The sequence below is a fragment of the Cryobacterium sp. SO1 genome (assembly GCF_004210215.2).
In the GTDB taxonomy this organism is placed as follows: Bacteria; Actinomycetota; Actinomycetes; order Actinomycetales; family Microbacteriaceae; genus Cryobacterium.
In genome coordinates this window covers 1565901-1585098 of record NZ_CP067394.1, presented here as the reverse complement: position 1 = coordinate 1585098, position 19198 = coordinate 1565901, and the positions used below count along the sequence as shown (strand labels likewise).

At 69.6% G+C, this 19198-nt stretch carries 20 protein-coding genes and 1 pseudogene; 10 read left to right on the top strand and 11 right to left on the bottom strand.

The window, feature by feature from the left end; all coding sequences use genetic code 11:
• Nucleotides 1-219: 219 nt before the first annotated feature.
• From BJQ95_RS07465 to BJQ95_RS07450, 4 genes and pseudogenes are all read left to right on the top strand, one after another.
• Nucleotides 220-516 carry a hypothetical protein gene (locus tag BJQ95_RS07465; protein ID WP_130178286.1) on the top strand — a complete coding sequence of 99 codons (297 nt, stop codon included), beginning with the start codon at nucleotides 220-222 and terminating at the stop codon, nucleotides 514-516.
• A gap of 76 nt (nucleotides 517-592) precedes the next feature.
• Nucleotides 593-1125 (top strand): annotated as a pseudogene (locus tag BJQ95_RS07460) (glutathione S-transferase family protein); the annotation flags it as partial.
• A gap of 112 nt (nucleotides 1126-1237) precedes the next feature.
• Nucleotides 1238-2146, top strand: coding sequence for a 3-methyladenine DNA glycosylase (locus tag BJQ95_RS07455; RefSeq protein ID WP_130178285.1), 909 nt, complete (start codon nucleotides 1238-1240; stop codon nucleotides 2144-2146).
• Between the two features lie 43 nt (nucleotides 2147-2189).
• A complete protein-coding gene (locus tag BJQ95_RS07450; protein ID WP_205750159.1) occupies nucleotides 2190-2441 on the top strand; it encodes a cation-transporting P-type ATPase in 252 nt (83 codons plus the stop codon).
• Between the two features lie 268 nt (nucleotides 2442-2709).
• On the opposite strand, the gene BJQ95_RS07445 is transcribed toward BJQ95_RS07450, so the two are convergent.
• Entirely contained in the window at nucleotides 2710-3465 is a 756-nt protein-coding gene (locus BJQ95_RS07445; protein WP_240694815.1) for an NAD(P)H-hydrate epimerase, read from the bottom strand.
• 316 nt (nucleotides 3466-3781) lie between these two features.
• Here BJQ95_RS07445 and BJQ95_RS07440 point away from each other — a divergent pair, with 316 nt between their 5' ends.
• The 4 genes from BJQ95_RS07440 (at nucleotide 3782) to BJQ95_RS07425 (ending at nucleotide 6315) form a co-directional block, all read left to right on the top strand.
• Nucleotides 3782-4744: a 1-phosphofructokinase family hexose kinase gene (locus BJQ95_RS07440; RefSeq protein WP_205750158.1), complete on the top strand. Its 963-nt coding sequence runs from the start codon at nucleotides 3782-3784 to the stop codon at nucleotides 4742-4744.
• Nucleotides 4745-4798: 54 nt separating this feature from the next.
• A complete protein-coding gene (locus BJQ95_RS07435; RefSeq protein WP_130178284.1) occupies nucleotides 4799-5116 on the top strand; it encodes a hypothetical protein in 318 nt (105 codons plus the stop codon).
• A 92-nt stretch (nucleotides 5117-5208) separates the two neighbouring features.
• A complete protein-coding gene (locus BJQ95_RS07430; protein ID WP_130178283.1) occupies nucleotides 5209-5682 on the top strand; it encodes a DoxX family membrane protein in 474 nt (157 codons plus the stop codon).
• A 3-nt stretch (nucleotides 5683-5685) separates the two neighbouring features.
• A complete protein-coding gene (locus tag BJQ95_RS07425) occupies nucleotides 5686-6315 on the top strand; it encodes a TetR/AcrR family transcriptional regulator (RefSeq protein ID WP_130178282.1) in 630 nt (209 codons plus the stop codon).
• Between the two features lie 35 nt (nucleotides 6316-6350).
• Here the strand turns inward: BJQ95_RS07425 and BJQ95_RS07420 are convergent, their stop codons facing one another.
• The 6 genes from BJQ95_RS07420 to BJQ95_RS07395 form a co-directional block, all read right to left on the bottom strand.
• The gene (locus tag BJQ95_RS07420; RefSeq protein WP_256041571.1) at nucleotides 6351-8594 is read right to left on the bottom strand and encodes a UvrD-helicase domain-containing protein; all 2244 of its coding nucleotides are present in this window, start codon (nucleotides 8592-8594) and stop codon (nucleotides 6351-6353) included.
• A 131-nt stretch (nucleotides 8595-8725) separates the two neighbouring features.
• Nucleotides 8726-9448 (bottom strand): cytochrome c biogenesis CcdA family protein, encoded by a 723-nt coding sequence (locus BJQ95_RS07415; protein ID WP_240694813.1) that lies wholly within the window; start codon nucleotides 9446-9448, stop codon nucleotides 8726-8728.
• Nucleotides 9449-9465: 17 nt separating this feature from the next.
• On the bottom strand, nucleotides 9466-9963 hold the full coding sequence (locus BJQ95_RS07410; protein ID WP_130178280.1) for a thioredoxin: 498 nt from the start codon (nucleotides 9961-9963) through the stop codon (nucleotides 9466-9468).
• A 225-nt stretch (nucleotides 9964-10188) separates the two neighbouring features.
• Nucleotides 10189-12759 (bottom strand): ATP-dependent Clp protease ATP-binding subunit, encoded by a 2571-nt coding sequence (locus tag BJQ95_RS07405; RefSeq protein WP_130178279.1) that lies wholly within the window; start codon nucleotides 12757-12759, stop codon nucleotides 10189-10191.
• Between the two features lie 193 nt (nucleotides 12760-12952).
• Nucleotides 12953-13558: a lipoprotein gene (locus BJQ95_RS07400; protein WP_130178278.1), complete on the bottom strand. Its 606-nt coding sequence runs from the start codon at nucleotides 13556-13558 to the stop codon at nucleotides 12953-12955.
• Between the two features lie 55 nt (nucleotides 13559-13613).
• Entirely contained in the window at nucleotides 13614-13931 is a 318-nt protein-coding gene (locus BJQ95_RS07395) for a carboxymuconolactone decarboxylase family protein (RefSeq protein WP_165384964.1), read from the bottom strand.
• A 223-nt stretch (nucleotides 13932-14154) separates the two neighbouring features.
• Here BJQ95_RS07395 and BJQ95_RS07390 point away from each other — a divergent pair, with 223 nt between their 5' ends.
• Complete coding sequence (locus tag BJQ95_RS07390) at nucleotides 14155-15039, top strand: dienelactone hydrolase family protein (RefSeq protein ID WP_130178277.1); 885 nt, start codon at nucleotides 14155-14157, stop codon at nucleotides 15037-15039.
• Nucleotide 15040: 1 nt separating this feature from the next.
• Here the strand turns inward: BJQ95_RS07390 and BJQ95_RS07385 are convergent, their stop codons facing one another.
• From BJQ95_RS07385 to BJQ95_RS07370, 4 genes are all read right to left on the bottom strand, one after another.
• Nucleotides 15041-15826, bottom strand: a complete 786-nt coding sequence (locus BJQ95_RS07385) for an ATP-binding cassette domain-containing protein (protein ID WP_130178276.1) — start codon at nucleotides 15824-15826, stop codon at nucleotides 15041-15043.
• On the bottom strand, nucleotides 15823-16890 hold the full coding sequence (locus BJQ95_RS07380) for an ABC transporter permease (RefSeq protein ID WP_130178275.1): 1068 nt from the start codon (nucleotides 16888-16890) through the stop codon (nucleotides 15823-15825). Before BJQ95_RS07380 ends, BJQ95_RS07385 begins: the two co-directional genes overlap by 4 nt.
• Nucleotides 16887-17882 carry a substrate-binding domain-containing protein gene (locus BJQ95_RS07375; protein ID WP_130178274.1) on the bottom strand — a complete coding sequence of 332 codons (996 nt, stop codon included), beginning with the start codon at nucleotides 17880-17882 and terminating at the stop codon, nucleotides 16887-16889. The genes BJQ95_RS07380 and BJQ95_RS07375 overlap by 4 nt, the downstream gene beginning before the upstream one ends.
• 114 nt (nucleotides 17883-17996) lie before the next feature.
• On the bottom strand, nucleotides 17997-18578 hold the full coding sequence (locus BJQ95_RS07370) for a DinB family protein (RefSeq protein WP_130178273.1): 582 nt from the start codon (nucleotides 18576-18578) through the stop codon (nucleotides 17997-17999).
• Between the two features lie 73 nt (nucleotides 18579-18651).
• Between BJQ95_RS07370 and BJQ95_RS07365 the strand changes: the two genes are divergently transcribed.
• Nucleotides 18652-19161: a DNA alkylation repair protein gene (locus tag BJQ95_RS07365; RefSeq protein ID WP_130178272.1), complete on the top strand. Its 510-nt coding sequence runs from the start codon at nucleotides 18652-18654 to the stop codon at nucleotides 19159-19161.
• Nucleotides 19162-19198 lie beyond the last annotated feature (37 nt).

Sequence of the window (19198 nt, the reverse complement as noted above, 5' to 3'; positions counted from 1 at the left end):
CCGGAGCCTGGGGGCGTGACCAAACCCGCTCGCCGCTGTTTGCCTCGCGTTAAGGTGCCGGGTACCCCCAGAACGGCCGTCAAGCCGTTCCGCGAGCGTGCTGTTTCATCTCCAGCGTCCCCGGTGCGGGCGGAGTCTTCGCTGAGCACCACAGCTGCGGGGCCGGCGCGCGGGTTGGACTACGCTGACGGTCAACCGCCCCGCCGTCGAAGGACACCCATGGACCACGTCGCTACCATCGTCGCCGATATCCACGCCACCAAGCCGGAGGCCCTCGGCATCATCGCCGCGGCCCTGGATGCGTCGGTGCAGGGCGCCCACACCGCCTCGGCTTGTGTCCCACTGCCGCACGGTGGCCGGGTCGAGGTTGACATCCCCAAATTCGGGGAGGCCCCACCCCTGGCCATCGACGTTCACGATCCACGCGGCGAGGCCGAGGCCCGCTCGTCGGCGCAGTCGTTGCTCGAGCTGCTCTCCGGCGCCACGGCGTGGCCTCTGCATCACCTGCACGACTGAGCGGACGATGACCGCGCATCCGCTCAGACGGCCAGATTCTATGCGTACGCACGAGATTTTCCCGTAGCGTGGGAGGATGAGCAATCTGCCCCCCAGCACCCTACGACCCAGCTACGTAGAGCCCGGCAAGGACTTCGATCGCGATACGAACTACATCGAAGACCGCATCACCCGTGACGGCCGGGACGGCTGGCCAGTGGAACCCGGTCGCTACCGGCTGGTGGCCGCGTGTGCCTGCCCCTGGGCGAACCGCACCGCCATCGTGCGCCGGCTACTCGGCCTGGAGCGGGTCATCTCCCTCGGCTTGCCCGGCCCCACTCACGACAAGAACAGCTGGACTTTCGACCTCGACCCGAACGGGGTCGACCCGGTGCTGGGCATCGAACGCATCCAAGACGCGTACTTCGCCCGGTTCCCGGACTACCCGCGCGGCATCCGGCGATCGTGGATGTGCCCACCGGCAAGCTCGTGACCAACAACTATCCCCAGATCACCTTGGACTTCGAGACCGAATGGGTGGACTACCACCGACCCGGCGCCCCCGACCTATACCCGGTGGCGCTGCGCGCGGAGATCGACGAGGTCGCCGACCTGACCTTCCACAACGTCGGGCGAGCCAACCGCCGTCGACCGGCAGGGTGATGCCGTTGATGTAGTCGGAGGCGCTGCTGGAACGGAACACGGCGGCGCCGCCCAGGCAGGCCGCGAGTACCCTCGAAGAGTGCCAACATTTGCCCCGACCGAGCCCACCGCGCTCGTCGCCGAGGACTGGCGTGAACTGGAACGGCGCCACCAGGATCGTGCCGACGCCGCCACGCGGGGACGCCGGGAACGCGCCGGCACCGAGAACACCCATCCGGTCGACGACTTCCTGTTCACCTACTACCCATTTCGTCCGGGGCTGCTGCGACGATGGCACCCGGGGGCGAACATTCTGCTGCAGGGCGCGGCCGCCGACGAGCGCGCCGCCTGGAAGTGGTACCGCTCGGTCGGGGACGACGTGATCGTGGATCACGCTGCGTTCGCCCTGAAGAATGCGCGGAGCATCCGCTTCATCGTGGGCCTGCTGGGCCGCACCGCGGAGCGGGCCGGCAACTTCGGCTGCTTCGGCCTGCACGAGTGGGCCATGGTCTACCGACAGGGTGAGCACCGCCACGGATCCCCGCTCCGGCTCAGCCAGGGCGACACCGACACGGTCGTGGAGACCCACCGGATCGCTTGCACGCACTTCGACGCGTTCCGTTTCTTCACCCCCGCCGCCGTCGACGTCAACGCGGCGCAGGCTCATCCCGTGCTGCCGAGCCGGGAGAACCAGCCGCAGCTCGAGCAACCTGGCTGCCTGCACGCGGGCATGGACGTCTACAAATGGGCGATCAAGCTGGGCCCGCTGGTACCCGGCGAGCTACTGCTGGACTGCTTCGACCTCGCCCGCGAGATCCGGGAACTCGACATGCAGGCATCCCCGTACGATCTCACCACGTGGGGCTACCGCCCGGTCGCCATCGAAACCCCGGCGGGCAAGGCCGAATACGTGCAACGTCAGCGCGGGTTCAGCGAGCGGAGCAACATCCTGCGGGCCCGGGTGATCGCCGCGGTCGACCTTTCGTTGGATTCCTCGGTCGGGGTGTAGTTTCCCCGGTAGCCCGCAGAACGAGCCGAGGGAAGGAGTGCCGATGGACCGCCCGCTCGGGCTCAGCTCGGCGGAGGCCGCCCGTCGGCTCGCGACCGACAGAGCGAACGTATCGCCCCGCCTGGCGCGTCCGTCGGCGCTGCGGGCGTTGGTGCGCCAGTTCACCCACCTGCTTGCCCTGCTGCTGTGGGCCGCAGCCGCGCTGGCACTGCTGGCGGGCACTCCCGCCCTGGCCATCGCGATTGTCGTGGTGATCGTGCTCAACGCCCTCTTCGCGTTCTGGCAGGAGCATTGAGCGGACCGTTCGGCGGAACGCGTGCGCGATCTGCTGCCCACCGAGACGCGGGTGCGCCGGGACGGCCTGCAGCGCACTGTTGATGCCGCCGACATGGTGCTGCTGGATGCCCTCACGCTCACGGTGGACGAATCGATGGTGACCGGGGAGAGCGAGGCCGTGCCGCACGAGGCCGGGCAGCTCCTGCCGGGCCGGCTCACTGCCGAGAACCCCTTCCCGGATCTGCGAGCGTTCGGGTGCGTGCGTGCGTGCGCGCGTGCGGCGCGGCTCAGGCGAGGTCCCGACGCCGGATGCGTTCGAGCTCGTCGCCGATGCCGATGTCGGCCACGACCACCCGGCCGGCGAAGTCGGCCGCCGGGTGCAGCACCAGCCCGGCCTTGCAGCCGCCGAAGGTGACGGTGAGGTCGGCCCTCAAAACGGTCGGATCGGGCACACTGCCGTCATCCACACCGATTCCGCTGGGCAGGTCGACGGCCACGACCAGGGGCGGATGCTCGCCGGAGAGGGCGGGCAGGATCGCCGCCACGGTGCCGCGCGCCGCCCCGCGCAGGGCCGGGTTGCCGGTGGTTCCGGTGCCCAGGATGCCATCGAGGATCAGATCGGCCGCCCGGGCGAGCCCGGTGACCACCTCCGGCCGCTCGTCGACGGGGCGCAGGTCGGCGCCCGGCGCGAGGGCGGCCTCGAGCGCCACGCGGTGCACACGGTCGCTGGTGGGCAGAATGCACAGGGCAGCACCCTGGTCGGCCAACAGCCTCGCGGCGAACAGGGCATCCGCGCCGTTGTTGCCGGAACCGGCCAGGACCAGCACCCGCGCACCCCGCACTCCCCCAGCGGCGCCGCGGCGCGCGGTGAGGAGCGTCGCCGCCTCGGTCGCCACGGCCCCGGCCGCCCTGGCCATGAGCGGCATGCCCCGGTCGAGGAACGGCGCCTCGGCCTCGCGCACCTGGGCAGCCGTGTAGGCCTGCGGGCCGGGCTGGTCCGGTGCGGGCTGGTCCGGTGGGTTCCGGTGCGGTGGGTTCTGCACGCCGCCACCCTACGCCGCGGGTCCACTCGACGCTGCGCCATCAGCGTCCGGTCAGACTCGGGTATACCCCATGGGGTATTGTTGGGAGCTCCACTTACCTCGAAGGAGACCTCATGTGCCGAGCAGTGACCTGTAGGACCTGCGGAAAAACCACCTGGGCAGGCTGCGGTCAGCACGTCGACCAGGTCATGCGAGGCGTGTCCCGCAACGATCGCTGCGCCGGCCACCCGAAGGAGCCCTCGTCCGGTGGCGGATTCTTCGCCCGGCTGTTCTCCCGGAGCTGATCCGGCTCCCCCGCCAGTCCTACGCTGGGGTCATGGATGCTTCCAGGTCGACACCGGTGCGACCGATACTCACACTCACCATCAACCCCGCCCTCGACGTCAGCACCTCGACGGAAAACGTGGTCGGTGAGCACAAGATGCGCTGCGGACTCTCCAGGCTGGACCCGGGTGGCGGGGGCGTCAACGTCTCCCGCGTCATCCAGCGTCTCGGAGGCCAGACCCTGGCCATCTATGCCGCCGGCGGACCGACCGGCGAGGCCTACCGCAAGCTGATCGAAGCCGAGGGTATCCCCACCGTGGTGGTGCCCATCGCGGGCAGCACGCGGGAGAGCTTCACCGTCGACGAGACTTCCACCGGCAAACAGTTCCGCTTCGTGTTACAGGGCCCAGAGGTCACCGAGGCCGAATGGCGGGCCTGCCTGGACAGGGTCGCGGCATCGATCCCGCACCAGGGCTACGTCGTGGCCAGCGGCAGCCTGCCGCCGGGCGCGCCCGACGACTTCTACGCCCGGGTGGCCAGACTAGCCCGCGAGCACGACGCGCGCTGCATCGTGGATGCGTCCGGCCCGGCCCTGGCGGCGGCCCTGGCCGAAGGAGTCTTCCTGGTCAAGCCCAGCGGACGCGAACTCGGCGAACTGGTGGGCGCACAACTCGACACCGAGGAAGGCCAGATGAACGCGGCGAGCACCCTCGTCGAGCACGGCTCTGCCGAGTTCGTGGCCCTCACCCTGGGCGGCGAGGGCGCCGTTCTCGCCTCGGCGGACGGCGTCATCCGACTGCCGGTCCCCCAGGTGAAGGTGCAGAGCACCGTCGGCGCCGGGGATAGTTTCCTCGGCGCCTTCGTCCTGCGCGTCGCGCAGGGCCACGACGCACGCGCGGCCTTTCGCGCCGCCGTCGCCGCGGGCAGCGCCACGGCCATGACCCCGGCCACCGAGCTCTGCCATCGGGCCGACGTCGAGCGACTGGAAGCCGAACTCGCCCTGCTGCCGGTGTGAACCTGGCACACCAGTGCAGCCCCGCCACCGGACGTCGAGATTACAGTTGACCTCATGAAGCTGATCAAGATCGACCCGCCTGATCGGAGCTTTTCCCGCTGGTTGACCGACGAGGAGGTGGGTCAGGTGCTGGCCAACAGTCGCGGCTGGCGGCTGGGCAGCGATGGCAGCGTGGTGGCGGGCACCATGCGCAAGCTGACCGTTGCTCCGTCCCTCGCCGCGCTGGGCGCCGCGGCCTCGGCCAACCGCTGGATCAGCCGGCCCGTCAGGGCGGGCAGCGACGGAAGCGGGCCGACCCACATGATGTGGGGAGTGTTCGAGGCCCGGACCGACGCCGAGGTGGCCGCACTGGTGGCGGCCTCCGGGCCCTGACCCGACTCACTGACCCGACTCTCTGACCCAGCTCACGGACCCAGCTCACGGACCCAGCTCATTGACCCGGTGATCAATGTAGGGTGGGAAGCATGACCATCCTGGCTCCACAGACAACCCGCAGCACAGTCCTGCGCACCATCTTCCGTCTGGTGCTCGGCGCGTTCCTGCTCCTGGCCGGAATCAGCCACCTCACCGTGAACCGTGAGGCGTTCCTGGCCCAGGTGCCCACCTGGTTGCCCCTCGAGGGCGATTTTGTGGTCGTCGCGTCAGGCGCCGTGGAGATTTTCCTCGGCGTCGCGCTCATCGCCCTCGGCCGGTTTCGCGTGCAGGTCGGAATGCTGGTGGCACTGTTCTTCGTGGCGATCTTCCCCGGCAATATCTCTCAGCTGGTCACCCACACCGACTCCTTCGGGCTGAACACCGACCTCGACCGCAGCATCCGATTGGTCTTCCAGCCAATTCTGGTGCTCTGGGCACTCTGGTCCACCGGCGCCTGGAAGGCATTCCGGGAGTACCGTGCCAACCAGCGCAACCGCTCCGGCCCCACCGGGCCGACGGACTGACCCATGGGCGGACCCAAACTGCCCGAGCAGGAACGCTCGGACGCCATCCTGGCCGCCGCCTACCGGATCGCCCTCACCGAGGGTCTGGACGCCGTCACCGCCCGCCGCGTCGCCACCACGGCCGGCATCTCCCCCGGCCTGGTGTTCTTCCACTTCCAGTCCAAGGACGGCCTGCTCCAGGCCCTGCTCGATGGGCTGCTGACCGGCACCCTCAACGCGCTCACCGACCCGTCGCTGTCAGCACTGGCCCCGTGGGACCGCCTCGAACGGATGATCCGGGTCGAGCTCGACCGTCTGGTCGAGCACCACGCGGGCGTCGAGCTGCTGTTCGCGTTGTACTTCTCCCGCCGCGACGACCTCTTCCGCACCCGCATCGAGGCCTCCTTCGGCCGGTATCTGGAGGCCTTCCTGCCGGTCTGCCGCGAGGTGGCCGGCCCGGGCACCGATACGGGTGCCGGTGCGGGTGCCGGTGCGGGCGCGGGCGGCGTCTCGGGCGACGACCTTGCTTCGACGGTCGTGGCGCTCATCCACGGCGCGTCCATCCAGGCCATCCGCAGCCCGGCATCCGTGAACCGTGAGGCGCTGCTCGCGACCATCCGGTCCCTCCGGCCCCGCCCGGCCGAGCGGCCATAGCCCCTCTCGAGTTGCCAGGCCCAGCCGATGAAGCGCTAGGGCAGGTCGCCCAGACCCGCGGGCAACGGGCCGTCGCTCACCAGGTACAAGCGCTGCGTGGCGCGGGTCATCGCCACGTAGAGCGCACCGGCGCCGCGTTCGGATGCCGCCACGATGGCGGCGGGATCCACGACGATCACGGCATCGAACTCCAGCCCCTTGGAGTCCTGCGGGGTGAGCAGGGCCACCTCCCGCAGCAGGCCGAGCGCACCCCGGCCGACGACATCACCGAATTCGGCGCCGAGGGTCGCGGCGAGGGCGTCGATGTGCTCCTCCACCACGATCACCGCCACGGTGCCGCCCACGCCCAGCGCGCGTTCGCGGCGCACCGCGTCGAGCGCATCCGTGAGCACCTCGACCGGCCAGTCGCTGGCGCGCACCGTGCGGGACGCGGTGATCGGCAGGCCGTGCGCCACGGCCATCTTCTCGGCGGCCTCGGCGATCTGGCTGGGGGTGCGGTAGTTGACCGTGAGTTCCTCGAGTCGCCACCGGTCGGCCTCGAACGAGGCCTCCAGCACGGGCGCCAACGCTTCCCGCCAGCTGTCGGCGGCCGCGGCCGCGGCGGCCTGGGCGATGTCGCCCACGATGGTGAACGAGCGACGCGGGCCGCGGCGCATCAGCAGCCGCCACTGCATGGGCGAGAGCTCCTGAGCCTCGTCCACGATCACGTGCCCGTAGGTCCAGCTGCGATCCAGCGCCGCCCGTTCGGCGGTGGTGGCCCGGTCGCCGAGTTCGGCGAAGTTGTCGGCGAGGGCCTTCGCGTTCACGAGGCCCTTCACGTCCATGTTCGCAATGGCCAGTTCGGCGTTCTCGATGTCGCGCTTGCGCTGTTCCTTGGCCTCGCGCTTCTGCGCGGCGTCAACGGCGCTGTACTCGCCGAGGTGCTCGGCGGCCTCGTCGAGCAGCGGGATGTCGGCGATCGTGAAGTCGGCGTCACGGGCCCGGTAGAGCAGCGCCCGCTGGGCGGCCCGCCAGCGCGGGGTGAGTTCTTCGAGCCACTGCGGCCGGGCATAGAGGTCCTGCACGAGCTTCTGCGGGGTGAGCGGCAACCACGCCGTGTTCAGCGCCACCCGCACGTCGTCGGCCAGGCGCAGGTCTTCGCGCAGCATCGGCAGGTCGGTGTCGTCCATCGACCGGCCCTGCATCTTGAGCTGCTCGAGCCACTCCCGGGCCAGGGAGTTCAGTGCGTGCTTGACGAAGACCACGCGGGCCTCGTTGTGCGGCTTGCCGCCGGAGCGGGCCCGATGGATGGCGGACTCGATCAGCTGGGGCTTGAGTACAAGGGTGTCGCCGTTCACGAGCAGCTTCTGGCTGGTGGCTGGCACCTTCTGCCGACTCTTCACGGCCCGGGCGATCAGGTCGGCCATGAAGGTCTGGCCCTTCAGCGCGGCGGCGGCCGGCGCATCCTCGTGGCTGGCCTCGACGCCGGGGAACAGCTGGCCCACCGAGGCGAGCACCACCCCGGTCTCGCCCAGAGACGGCAGCACGGCCTCGATGTACTGCAGGAACGAGGTGGACGGGCCGACGATGAGCACGCCGGAGTTCTGCAGGCGGTCGCGGTGTGTATAGAGCAGGTAGGCCGCGCGGTGCAGCGCCACGGCGGTCTTGCCGGTGCCGGGGCCGCCCTGCACGACGAGCACCCCGTTCAGCCCCGAGCGGATGATGCGGTCCTGTTCGGCCTGGATGGTCGAGACGATGTCGCTCATGTGCCCGGTGCGCTGGGCGGTCAGCGCGGAGAGCAGCGCCCCCTCGCCCTGGTGCAGGTTGGCGGTGTCGCCGTCCAGCAGCGCGGCATCCAGGATCTCGTCTTCGATGCGGATGATCCGGCGGCCGCTGGAGAGCAGGTGCCGGCGGGAGCGGGCGCCGAGCGGCGTCGCGGCTGTGGCCTGGTAGAAGGCGCTGGCCTGCGGCACCCGCCAGTCCAGCAGGATCGGCTGCAGGTTCTCGTCGCGGAGGCCCACCCGCCCGATGTATCGGTAGACCGGGCTGTCGTCGTCGTCTTCGGGAGTAGTCTCCAGCCGGCCGAACGCCAGGCGGTCGTCGACCTCACGCAGCTGCACGATGCGGTCCTCGTAGGTGCGGGCGAAGGTGTCGCGCTCTGATCTGGACTGGTGGTTTCCGCCGACGTCGAGCATCCGCACGGCCTTCAGCTGCGCCTCGGCCTCCCGCTGCAGCGCGTCGAGGCGCGCGTACAGCGTGGCGACGTAATCCTGTTCGCGCGCGAGCTCCTGATCAACCACTCAAACACCCCTCAAATCAAACGACCAGTTTAGCCACTGGTGGTGGGGCTGGGTGTCGTCCCCCGACCGGGAGAGCGCGGGATCGAATCCGTCACGCGGCCGAGCGGTCGCCGTTGGGCAGACGCAGCGGCTCAGGAGCGCAGAAGCTCCTCGAGCCCGGCGATCGGGTCGTACCAGCCGAGGTCGAGGACGAACGACTGCAGGGCCTTGTCGAGCCCGAACACGACAGCGATCCCGACGAGGATGAAGGCAACACCGATGGCCCGGCGGAACCACCCCGATGGGTTGGCCAGCCAGCCCAGCCGCCTGGCAAAGGACCGTCCGAAGTAGGCCACCAGCATGAGCGTGCCGGCGAGGCCGACCGCGTAGACGACGATGTAGAGGAGCCCCTCGCCGAAAGAGACCGGAAGCACGGTCGCGACGATGAGCGCGTAGGTGGGACTGCAACTGCTGAAGACCGGCCCGAGCGCAGCCCCCGTGAGGACATCCCCGCCCAGGCTCTGTCGCCCGATCGACGCGTCCAGTGCGCGGTTGCTCCGATTCTGCAGGCCGAAGGCGGATGAGACTCGCTCCCAGATCGCCGGGGCCAGCAAGTTCACGCCCAGCAGCACCACTATGCCACCGGCTATGATCTGCCACACCTGCGGCGGAATACCCAGCAATGCCGTGGTCGCCTTCAGCAGCAGGGTGAACGCGACCACGCTGACGGCCAGGGAGGCGGCGATGACCAGCGGTCGCAGGCGCGCCCGACGCGGGTCGGCATCCTCGCTCACAATCGATCCGCCCACGATCACGGGCAGGAGCGGCAGCACGCAGGGGGCAGCGACGGTCAGGATTCCGGCGGCAAAGCTCACCAGGAGCAAACCATTCACTACGGTGCCGCGGCGACGAGGGCGTCGAGGCTGGGATCTTCGGCGAGGATCGCCTTGCCGAGCTCGGACCCGTCGTCGTCGACGTAGACCACGGTCGTCTGCAGGGTGACGCCATACTGCTGACGCAGTTCGGCGGAGTTGTCGAAGTCGACCTTGATGATGGTGAGCCCGGCAGGGATCGGGCCCGCGTTGATGTCTTTCTCCAGTGCCCGGCAATTCGGGCACCAGGACGCATGGAAAAAGAGCACCTTGGTGCCCTCGGTCTTCGCGACGATTCCGTCGGAATACTCGATGTAGGCACCGGCGGCTACGGCCGGGGTGGGCGCCTCGCCTGCCGCCGGAGTGGCCGGGGTGGCCGTCGCTTCGACTGAGCTGTCGGATCCGGTACCGGACGGGCTATCGGATTGTCTGCTGGCGGGGCTGCCGGCACAGCCGCTCACCCCTGCGACCACCGCGACGATCAGGGCCACAGTGGTGAAGACCTTGCGCATGTTCATGAAGATATCCTTTGGCCACGGTTCTCACCGAAATGGACTCGTATCGTCTCCCTCCATCCTCCCCGATGGCGCCTTCGTCAGGCCTTACGGACTGCTTACGACTTCCTGCCTTCAGGACTTCAGCCGGACGACCGCCGGCAGGCTTGCCGGTCAGCAGCAGGAACTGGGCCGACACCAGGGCAGCTTCATGGCTTGAGGCTGCGCCCCGGCGCCGGTCCTACCGCCTCAGGCCGCCAGTGGGAGCTGCACCGGAACTGCTGCGACGACGAGGGTGTCGTCGGCGACGGATACCGTGACCTCTGCGCCGGCAGCCAAGCGGGAGTCGACAAGGAGGTCGGCGATGCGGTCGTCGAGCTCACGCTGGATGACACGGCGCAGTGGCCGCGCCCCGTATTCGGGCTGGTACCCCCGCTCGGCGATCCAATCCACGGCCTCGTCACTCACGGTAAGGCCGAGGTGCTGGGACGTAAGGCGCGACCGGGTCTGCTCGAGCAGCAGCCGCACGATTTGGCGGAGCTGCGGCTGATCGAGCTTCCGGAACAGCACGATCTCGTCGATGCGGTTGAGGAACTCGGGCCGCATGGCCTCGCGCAGCTTGGCCATCACCCGGTCGCGCAACGCCTTCTCCGAACCGAAGCCGTTGCCGGCGCCGTCGAGATCCGCGGTGAAGCCGAGCGCGCCGCTGCGGCTGGCCAGCACCTCCGAGCCGATGTTCGACGTCATGATGACGACCGTGTTACGGAAGTCCACCGTGCGCCCCTGGCCGTCGGTGAGCCGGCCGTCGTCCAGCACCTGCAGCAGCAGGTTGAAGACATCCGGGTGTGCCTTCTCGATCTCGTCGAGCAGCACCACCGAATACGGGTTCCGCCGCACGTGTTCGGTCAGCTGGCCGGCCTCGTCGTAACCGACGTAGCCGGGAGGGGCGCCGACCAGGCGGCTGGCGGTGTGGCGTTCGCTGAACTCGCTCATGTCGAAGCGCAGCATGGCCTTCTCCTCACCGAACAGCGAGGCGGCCAGGGACTTGGCCAGCTCGGTCTTGCCCACCCCGGTGGGGCCGAGGAAAAGGAAGCTGCCGACCGGCCGGGAGGCGTCGCCCATGCCGGTGCGGTTGCGCCGCACGGCCTTGGCGATCACGTTCACCGCGTCGTCCTGCCCGATGACCCGCTGGTGCAGGTCATCCTTGAGCGTGGCCAGACGTTCGCGGTCCCCCGCGGTGAGGCGGCTCGCCGGGATGCCGGTGGACCTGGCGATGATCGCTGCGATCTCGGCCTCGTCCACCACGGCGGACGGACCGGAGTCCTCACCACCCTGGCTGACGATGGCCGCGTCGATGCTCGCCGAGACCGTCTCGGCCTCGTCGCGCAACCGGGACGCCTCCTCGTACTGTTCCGCGGCGACCGCTTGGGCCTTCGCCGACTCGAGCGCGGACTGCTTCTCACGCAAGCCCGCGACGTCCACGCGGGAGCCGAGGGCCAGGCGGGTACGGGCGCCGGCCTGGTCGATCAGGTCGATGGCCTTGTCGGGCAGGAACCGGTCCGGGATGTACCGGGCGCTCATTTCCACGGCGGCGCGGATCGCGGCATCCGTGTAGCGCACCGAGTGGTGCTCGGCGTAACGCTCCTGCAGGCCGGCGAGGATCTTCACGGCATCCTCGATGCCGGGCTCGCCCACCCGCACGGGCTGGAAACGGCGTTCCAGCGCCGGGTCCTTCTCGACCTTGCGGTACTCGTTCAGGGTGGTGGCACCCACGACGTGCAGCTCTCCGCGCGCCAGGCGCGGCTTGAGGATGTTGCCGGCGTCCATTCCGCCCTCGCCGGAGCCGCCGGCACCGACGACGGTGTGCAGCTCGTCGATGAAGACGATGATCTGATCGCTGCGTTCGCTGATCTCATCCATGGTCTTGGTGAGGCGCTCCTCGAAGTCGCCGCGGTAGCGGGTGCCGGCGAGCATGGCGGGCAGGTCGAGCGCGATGACGCGCTTGCCGCGCAGTTGCTCGGGCACCAAGCCGTCCACGATGGCCTGGGCCAGGCCATCGACGACGGCGGTCTTGCCCACGCCGGCCTCGCCGATCAGCACCGGGTTGTTCTTGGTGCGCCGGGAGAGGATCTCGACGGTCTGCTCGATCTCGTCGCCGCGGCCGATCACCGGGTCGAGCTTGCCGGAGCGGGCGCGCTCGGTGAGGTCGACGCCGTAGGTGTCGAGCATCGGGGTGTCGGATGCCTCGCCGTTCTTCGCGACGCCGCTTTCGGTCTGCGCGTCCTCGTTCGCTGCCTGCTGGGCACCGGCCTGCAGCGATTCGGCCGTGACGCCGGCGGCGGCCAGCACCTGGGCGGCGGGGGCGTCCTGGTTCACCACGAACGCGAAGAACAGGTGTTCGGGGTCGATGTAGGTGGAGCCGAAGGCGCGGGCGACCTGGTGGGCATCCAGCAGGGCGCGCTGCGCGGACGGCGTGAGGGCCGGCGCCGACGTGGCTTGCTGGTCACTCGACTCCGGGAGACGCTCGTCGGCGGCGGTCACGATCGCGGCGGGGTCGCCACCGGCCTGGCGGATGGCCGAGACCGCGGGTTCCTGCTCCACCATGACCCGAAGCAGGTGCAGGGCGTCCACGTGGGCGTGGCCGTGGCCGTGGGCGAACTTGGCCGCTTGCACGAGGAGTTCGTGGGTGCGGCGGCTGAGCAGCCGGGTGATCTCGATGGGACGGCCGGACTGCGCCTGGCGCTGGCCCTGCAGGTAGCGGGCCAGGAATTCGTCGAACGAACCGTTTTCGGAACCGGTCGGGCCGAAGTATGTAGGCAAGGAAACCTCCTGGGGAATCGATACGAGGAGGAAACCCAAAACTTGAGTGCCCTCGACTCAAGTCAACGTTTGGACCTGTGTTTCATTCCCGCCGCATCCTGGGACTCCCCTGTGCGCGGCCCAAACGGCATCCCGCCGGCGCCCTCACCCGCTGATCGAGCCTGTCGAGATCACCCAATGGACGGGGTCGCGGTTAGGTGGTGAGGGTGGCGCACTCGGGTGCGGCCCGAAAGGCCTGGCCGAGGGTGCTGGAGGTGTCCCGGGTTGCCATCGTGATGGTCTGCACGGTCTCGGCGACGTTGGCGATCACGGCGCCGGTGCCACCGACGAGCGTCGCGAGCGCGCCCACCAGGTCAGCACCGGTGGCGCCCTCCACGGCACTGGCGCTGGCCTGGAGGGACTTCAACGACTGGTCGACGGCGTCGATCGAGTCCTGCACGGCCAGCAACTCCGGATCGTCGCCGAGGTTCTCCGGCGGGGACTTGACGGTGTCGACCAGTGTGCTCGCCGAGGCGGAGATGGTGTCCATTTGGTCTGACACCGCGGTGCCCACCTCATCAACGTCGGTGGCTGCCGCCATTGCGAGCTCCTGGACGTCGGCCTCCAGGGTCGACGTGTCGCTGCAGACCGTGCCGGCCCAGGTGACCTGTTCGTCGGTCGGCGGCGATGCGGTCTGCCCAGCCGACGGGGTGGACGACGCTGACGGGGCGGTACTGCTCGGCGACGGATCGGTGCCGTCGGCGGCGGAGCATCCGGCAAGGAGCACCAGCAGGGTCAGGAAGACGACGGGCTTTTTCACTGGTGGCGCTCCTCACTGGACGGGCCGCTCGGAGCGGCCACGCTGGACTCCGGCGTTACTGGGTGTCGCCTTCTGAATCGAGTTGGATGGCGAGGTCGAAGGCCTCCACGATCTTGCGCGCCGACGACAGAAGCCGTGGAGTGCCCACGATCGGCGCAACGGCGACCAGGACGTCCTCGATGTCATCGGCGCTCAGCCCCATCTCCACTGCCGGTCCGACGTGCATGAAATACGATCCGACCGGGGCATCGACGGCCACCAGGGCCGCGATCCTGGCGATCATCAGCGTGCGCGGGTCCAGGTCGGTGCGGGCCAGCGAGACAGCGTTGATCTCGGCCGCCACATCCAATATCGGCGTTGTTCCTGTGGCCATGGGTATCGCTCCATTTCCAGGGCTGGGCCCTGTCGGGGTTCGGTTTCTGCGGGGTTCGGTTTCTGCGGTGTTCGGCAGGCGCACCACATCGGCACGCCGGCCTCTCGCCGCAGACGGTAGCAATCAATCTGCGTCCCGCCGATGGTGCCATTTCGGATTCCCCCGAAACGGATGAGACGCCGCCACGTGGGCTCATCCGCCGGAGGGGGCTATCTTCAAAGCCATGACCCAGCCACCCCCAGCGCTTACGGGCTTCACCGAGTCCGCGTTCAGTCACAATGGCTATTCGCACCAGGTCTTCACGGCCGGGAACGGACCGGGCGTGGTGCTCCTTCACGAGATCCCCGGGCTCCATCCCGGTGTGGTCGACCTGGCGCGCCGCCTGGTCGACCGCGGTTTCAGGGTGTACCTGCCGAGCCTGTTCGGGACGCCGGGTGCGGTGGTCACCACGGGCGCGATGCTGCGCGCCATCGGCCGCATCTGTGTGTCCAGGGAGTTCCGCGGGCTCACCCGCCAGCCGGCGGGCGCCACGGGATGGCTGCGGGCGCTGGTGCGTCAGGCCTGGGCCGACGGCGCCGGCACGGCTGGCGCAGGCACGGCTGACGCAGGCACGGCTGGCTCGAACACGGCTGGCGTCGACCCGAGTCGTGGCACCGGGGTGGGGGTGATCGGCATGTGCCTCACCGGCGGCTTCGCCCTGGCCACGGCCCTGGAGCCGGCGGTGCTGGCCGCGGTGCTGAGCCAGCCGGCGCTGCCCCTCCCCCTCGGAGCGTCCGGGCGAGCCTCGATCGGCCTGGCGCCGCGGGACATCGACACCCTCAAGGAGCGCACCACCGACGGCCCGGAGGGGCTCGGCATCCTGGCGTTACGGTTCACCGACGACCGCGGGTGCCCGCCCGAACGGTTTCAGACCCTGCGTACGGAGTTCGGTGCCGGTTTCGAGAGCATCGAGATCGATTCGTCGCCGGGCAACGCGGCCGGAATCGCGTCATCGGCGCACTGCGTGCTCACGGTCAGCCTCGTCGACGAGCCCGGGCACCCCACCAGGGCCGCGCTTGATCGCACGGTCGAGTTCCTGGCCGAACGGCTGATTCCCCGGGAGCCGTAGGTCAGTCCCGCCCGAGTTCCCGGGCGAGTGAGTCCAGCTCGGCGCCGCCGGCCATCAGCCGGGTGAGCTCGTCGATCTTGATGCCGTCCTTGTCGAACTCGCCCAGGCTGGCCCCGCGGTTGAGCACCAGGAACCTGTCCCCCACCGGGTAGGCGTGGTGCGGATTGTGGGTGACGAACACCACACCGAGGCCGTGGTCGCGGGCCTGGGCCACGTAGCGCAGCACCACGCCGGCCTGTTTGACGCCGAGCGCCGAGGTGGGTTCGTCGAGGATCACGACCCTGGCGCCGAAGTGGATGGCCCTGGCGATGGCGACAGACTGCCGTTCCCCACCGGACAGGGTGCCGATGGGCTGGTCCACGTCACGGAGGTCGATGCCCATCCGGCCCAGTTGTTCGAGCGTGATCGCCCGCATCTCGGCGACCTTCAGGCGCGAGAAAGGGCCGAAGCCGGCGCTGAGTTCTGCGCCCAGGAAGAAGTTCCGCCAGACCGGCATCAGTGCCACGATCGCCAGGTCCTGGTAGACCGTGGCGATGCCGGCGTCGAGCGCCTGCCGCGGGCCGGTGAAGTGTTCGGCGCGCCCGTCGAGCAGCAGCTCGCCGGAGGAGTGCGGGTACACGCCGGCGAGGATCTTGAGCAGGGTCGACTTGCCCGCTCCGTTGTCGCCGAGAACGCAGAGCACCTCACCGGCGCCGACCGAGGTGGAGACGCCGCTGAGCGCGATGACCGAGCCGTAGACCTTGCCGACTCCGCGCACCTCGAGGATGGCTGACCCGCCGGCGCTCATGCGCGCACCCCCGCCTGGCGGCGCACCGAGAGGTTCACCAGCACCGCGAGCAGCAGCATCCCGCCCAGGAAGGCCTTGAGCCAGTTGTTGTCCCACTGGGCGAACACGATGCCCTGCAGGATCATGCCGTAGATGAGGGCGCCGAGGGCGGCGCCGATCGCGGACCCGTACCCGCCGGTGAGCAGGCAGCCACCGACGACGGCGCAGATGATGTAGATGAACTCCTGGCCGATGCCCGTGGTGGCCTGCACGGTGGCCACGTCGAAGAGTGAGAGCATGCCGACCAGCCACCCGGCCGCGGCCGTGCCCATGAACAGGCCGATGCGGGTGCGCTTGACCGGCACGCCGGTCTGCACGGCGCTCTGCAGCTGCCCGCCGATGGCGAAGATCCAGTTGCCGTACCGGGTGCGCAGCAGGATCCAACTGGCGACGGCCGTGATGCCGAGCCACCAGAACACCGACACCTTGAGGTTCAGGCCGGCCACCGGGATGGTGGAGCCGAAGATGACCTTGCCGGCGTCGAAACCGGGCACCAGGGTCATGCCCTGGATGGCGACCTGGCCGGTGACCAGCTTGGTGCCGGCCAGGTTGAGGCCCTGCAGGATGAAGAAGGTGCCCAGCGTCACGATGAAGCTCGGAATGCCGGTCTTCACGACGAGGAATCCGTTGAAGGCGCCGACGGACAGGGCGATCAGCAGGGCCAGCAGCATCGCCAGCCAGAGGTTCATGCCCCACTGGGTGGTGAACGCGCCGACGAGCAGGCCGGTGGTGCCGGTCATGGCACCGGCCGAGAGGTCGAATTCGCCGCCGATCATGAGCATCGCCACGGCGACGGCCATGATGCCGAACAGCGATGCGGAGTAGAGCCAGGTGGCCGCGCCGGCCGGCGAGAGGAAGGCGCTGGTGGCCACCGAGAAGTAGACGAAGATGGCCAGCGCGGCGACCAGGGCGCCCATCTCTGGGCGGCGCAGCAGCCGCACGAGCGGGTGGGTGCGCGCCAGCCGCTCGTCCGCCGGGGCCGGGGCGGCGCCCGGTGTCTCGCCCGGGGTGGTCAACACCGTCATCGGGTGCCGTTGCCGGCGAACGTCGCCACCTGGTCGGCGTTCTCCTTGGTGACGAAGCCCGGTCCGGAGTAGACGGGCTGGCCGCCGCCGACAACGTTGCCGTTCGTGTAGAACAGCTCGAAGAAGTCCACCGGGAGGTATCCCTGCAGGTAGGGCTGCTGGTCGACGGCGAAGAGGATGCTGCCGCCCGCGATGAGGCTCGTGACATCGGCGGACACGTCGAAGGTACCGATCTGGGCATCGCTGCCGGCCTCGGCGACGGCCTGCGCGGCCGCGACACCGACGGCCGAGTTGAGGGTGAGCACACCGTCGATGCTCGGGTCGGCCAGCAGAGCGCTCGTGATCGTGCTCTGCGCATCCGCCACGTTGGCGATGTCGACCTGCAGGTTGGTCAGGCTGCCGTCGAGGGTGTCGGCGGCTCCGCGGCACCGGTCTTCGAGCCCGGCGTTACCGGCCTCGTGGATGACGCAGATGACCTTCTTCGCCGACGCCTCGGTGAGCTGGGTGCCCGCGCCCTGGCCGGCGAGGTACTCGCTCTGGCCAACATGGGTCATGGCGCCGACCTCTGCGGATTCCTCGGCCCCGGAGTTGATGGTGATGACCGGGATGTCGGCGGCGACGGCATCAGCGATGGCGCCGCGGAGGCCGTCGGGGTTGGCCATCGACACGATGATGCCGTCGACCTTGGCGGCGATCGCGGTGTCGATGAGTTGGCTCTGCTTCTGCACGTCAGGGTCGCCCTGGTAGGTGATCGTGGCGCCGTAGGTGTCTCCGGCGGCCTCGGCGCCGGTCTTCACGACGTCCCAGAACGCGTCGCCGGGCACCGAGTGCACCACGAGGGCGTAGGTACGACCGGAGCCGTCGGCTGCCGAGGCGTCGGCAGCCGCACCGGCGACCGGTTGGCCGGTGCAGGCGGTGAGGGAGAGCAGGGCGAGGCCGGCGCTCGCGCCGATGAGGGTCCGGCGGACAGAGATTCTCGACACGGGTGGCATCGTCCTTCGATTTGGGGCGCGCGGTTTCGGCGCGTAAACAGCGTGGCCTTTTCAGGCGCAGTCCATTTTAGGCGTCGGAACGGTCCAGATCGCAGTCGAGGCGCCGGGTCGGCCTCAGGCCCGGCGGGCAGTCTGCTCCAGCCGGTCGCGATAGCCGACCCACCAGTCCGGGCTGGCCGGAGGGAGGTTGTCGTTGCCGGCCAGCAGCCCGGCCGCCCCGTCGATCAGTTCCCGCACGATGTCGGCATGGCCGGCATGCCGGTGGGTTTCGGCGATCAGGTGCACCAGGATCCGCTGCAGGGGCACCACGTCGCGGCCTTCCGCCCACCACGCCACCCGGCCGAGGCCGTCCAGCGGCACCGCGTCGATGGTGGCCTCAGAGTGCTCCCCGACCCGCCGGTACAGGTCGACGATGCCCGTGCGGGTCTCATCGAGAGTGGCCCACATGTCGGCGTTGTGCTCGGTCTCGTCGTCCATCCACGGCAACGGCTCGGGGAAGGGCCGGCCGAAGGTCGCCCCGAGATAGCCGGCCTCGACGCCGGCCATGTGCTTCACCAGGCCCAACAGGTTGGTGCCGGTCGGCACCAACGGCCGGCGGATGTCGTACTCGCTGAGCCCCTCGAGTTTCCAGATCAGGGCCTCCCGGCCCTCTTCCAGGTAGCGGCGGAGGGGTGCTTTCAGGTCGGCGTCAGTCATGCGGACCAGCCTCCCAGGCCGCGGGGTGAGTGCACAACGGTCTCACCGGCGCGGATTGCGGGAGAATTGACGGATGAGTGCTGCCGGCGAGTTCATCGACGCCACCCTGCAGCGGGAGAGCTCCTGGGAGCGCGCCGAGGCCGATCGGGCCCGGCTGGGCGGTGGCCTCACCTTCTACGGCGCATCGGTGGGCGCCATCCGCGGCACCATCCGCGATGCCGGCCGCCGCTACCCCGGCCTCGACCACGACGACCTCACGATGCTCAGCTCAGAGCTCTGGGCGGCGCCGGTCTTCGAGCGCCGCCTGGCGGCCGTGGTGCTGCTGCAGTCCCACGTGCGGATACTGAGGGCCTCCGACCTCACCCGCATCGAGGGGTTCCTGCGCACCGCACGACTGCCCGCGCTCGTCGACCCACTCACGACGGATGTGGTCAGGCCGCTGATCGACGCCCTGACCGGCCCGGCGCGCAATCGCGCGAACATCGTGCTCGGCCGGTGGGCGCAGGATCCCAGCGCGGGCCTCCGCCGGGCGGCCGGCCTGCTGGGAGTCGCCGGGGAAGAACTGAACGAGAGCGGCCGTTAGGACAATGAGATCTGCTGCAGGGCCCAGGAGTTGCCGT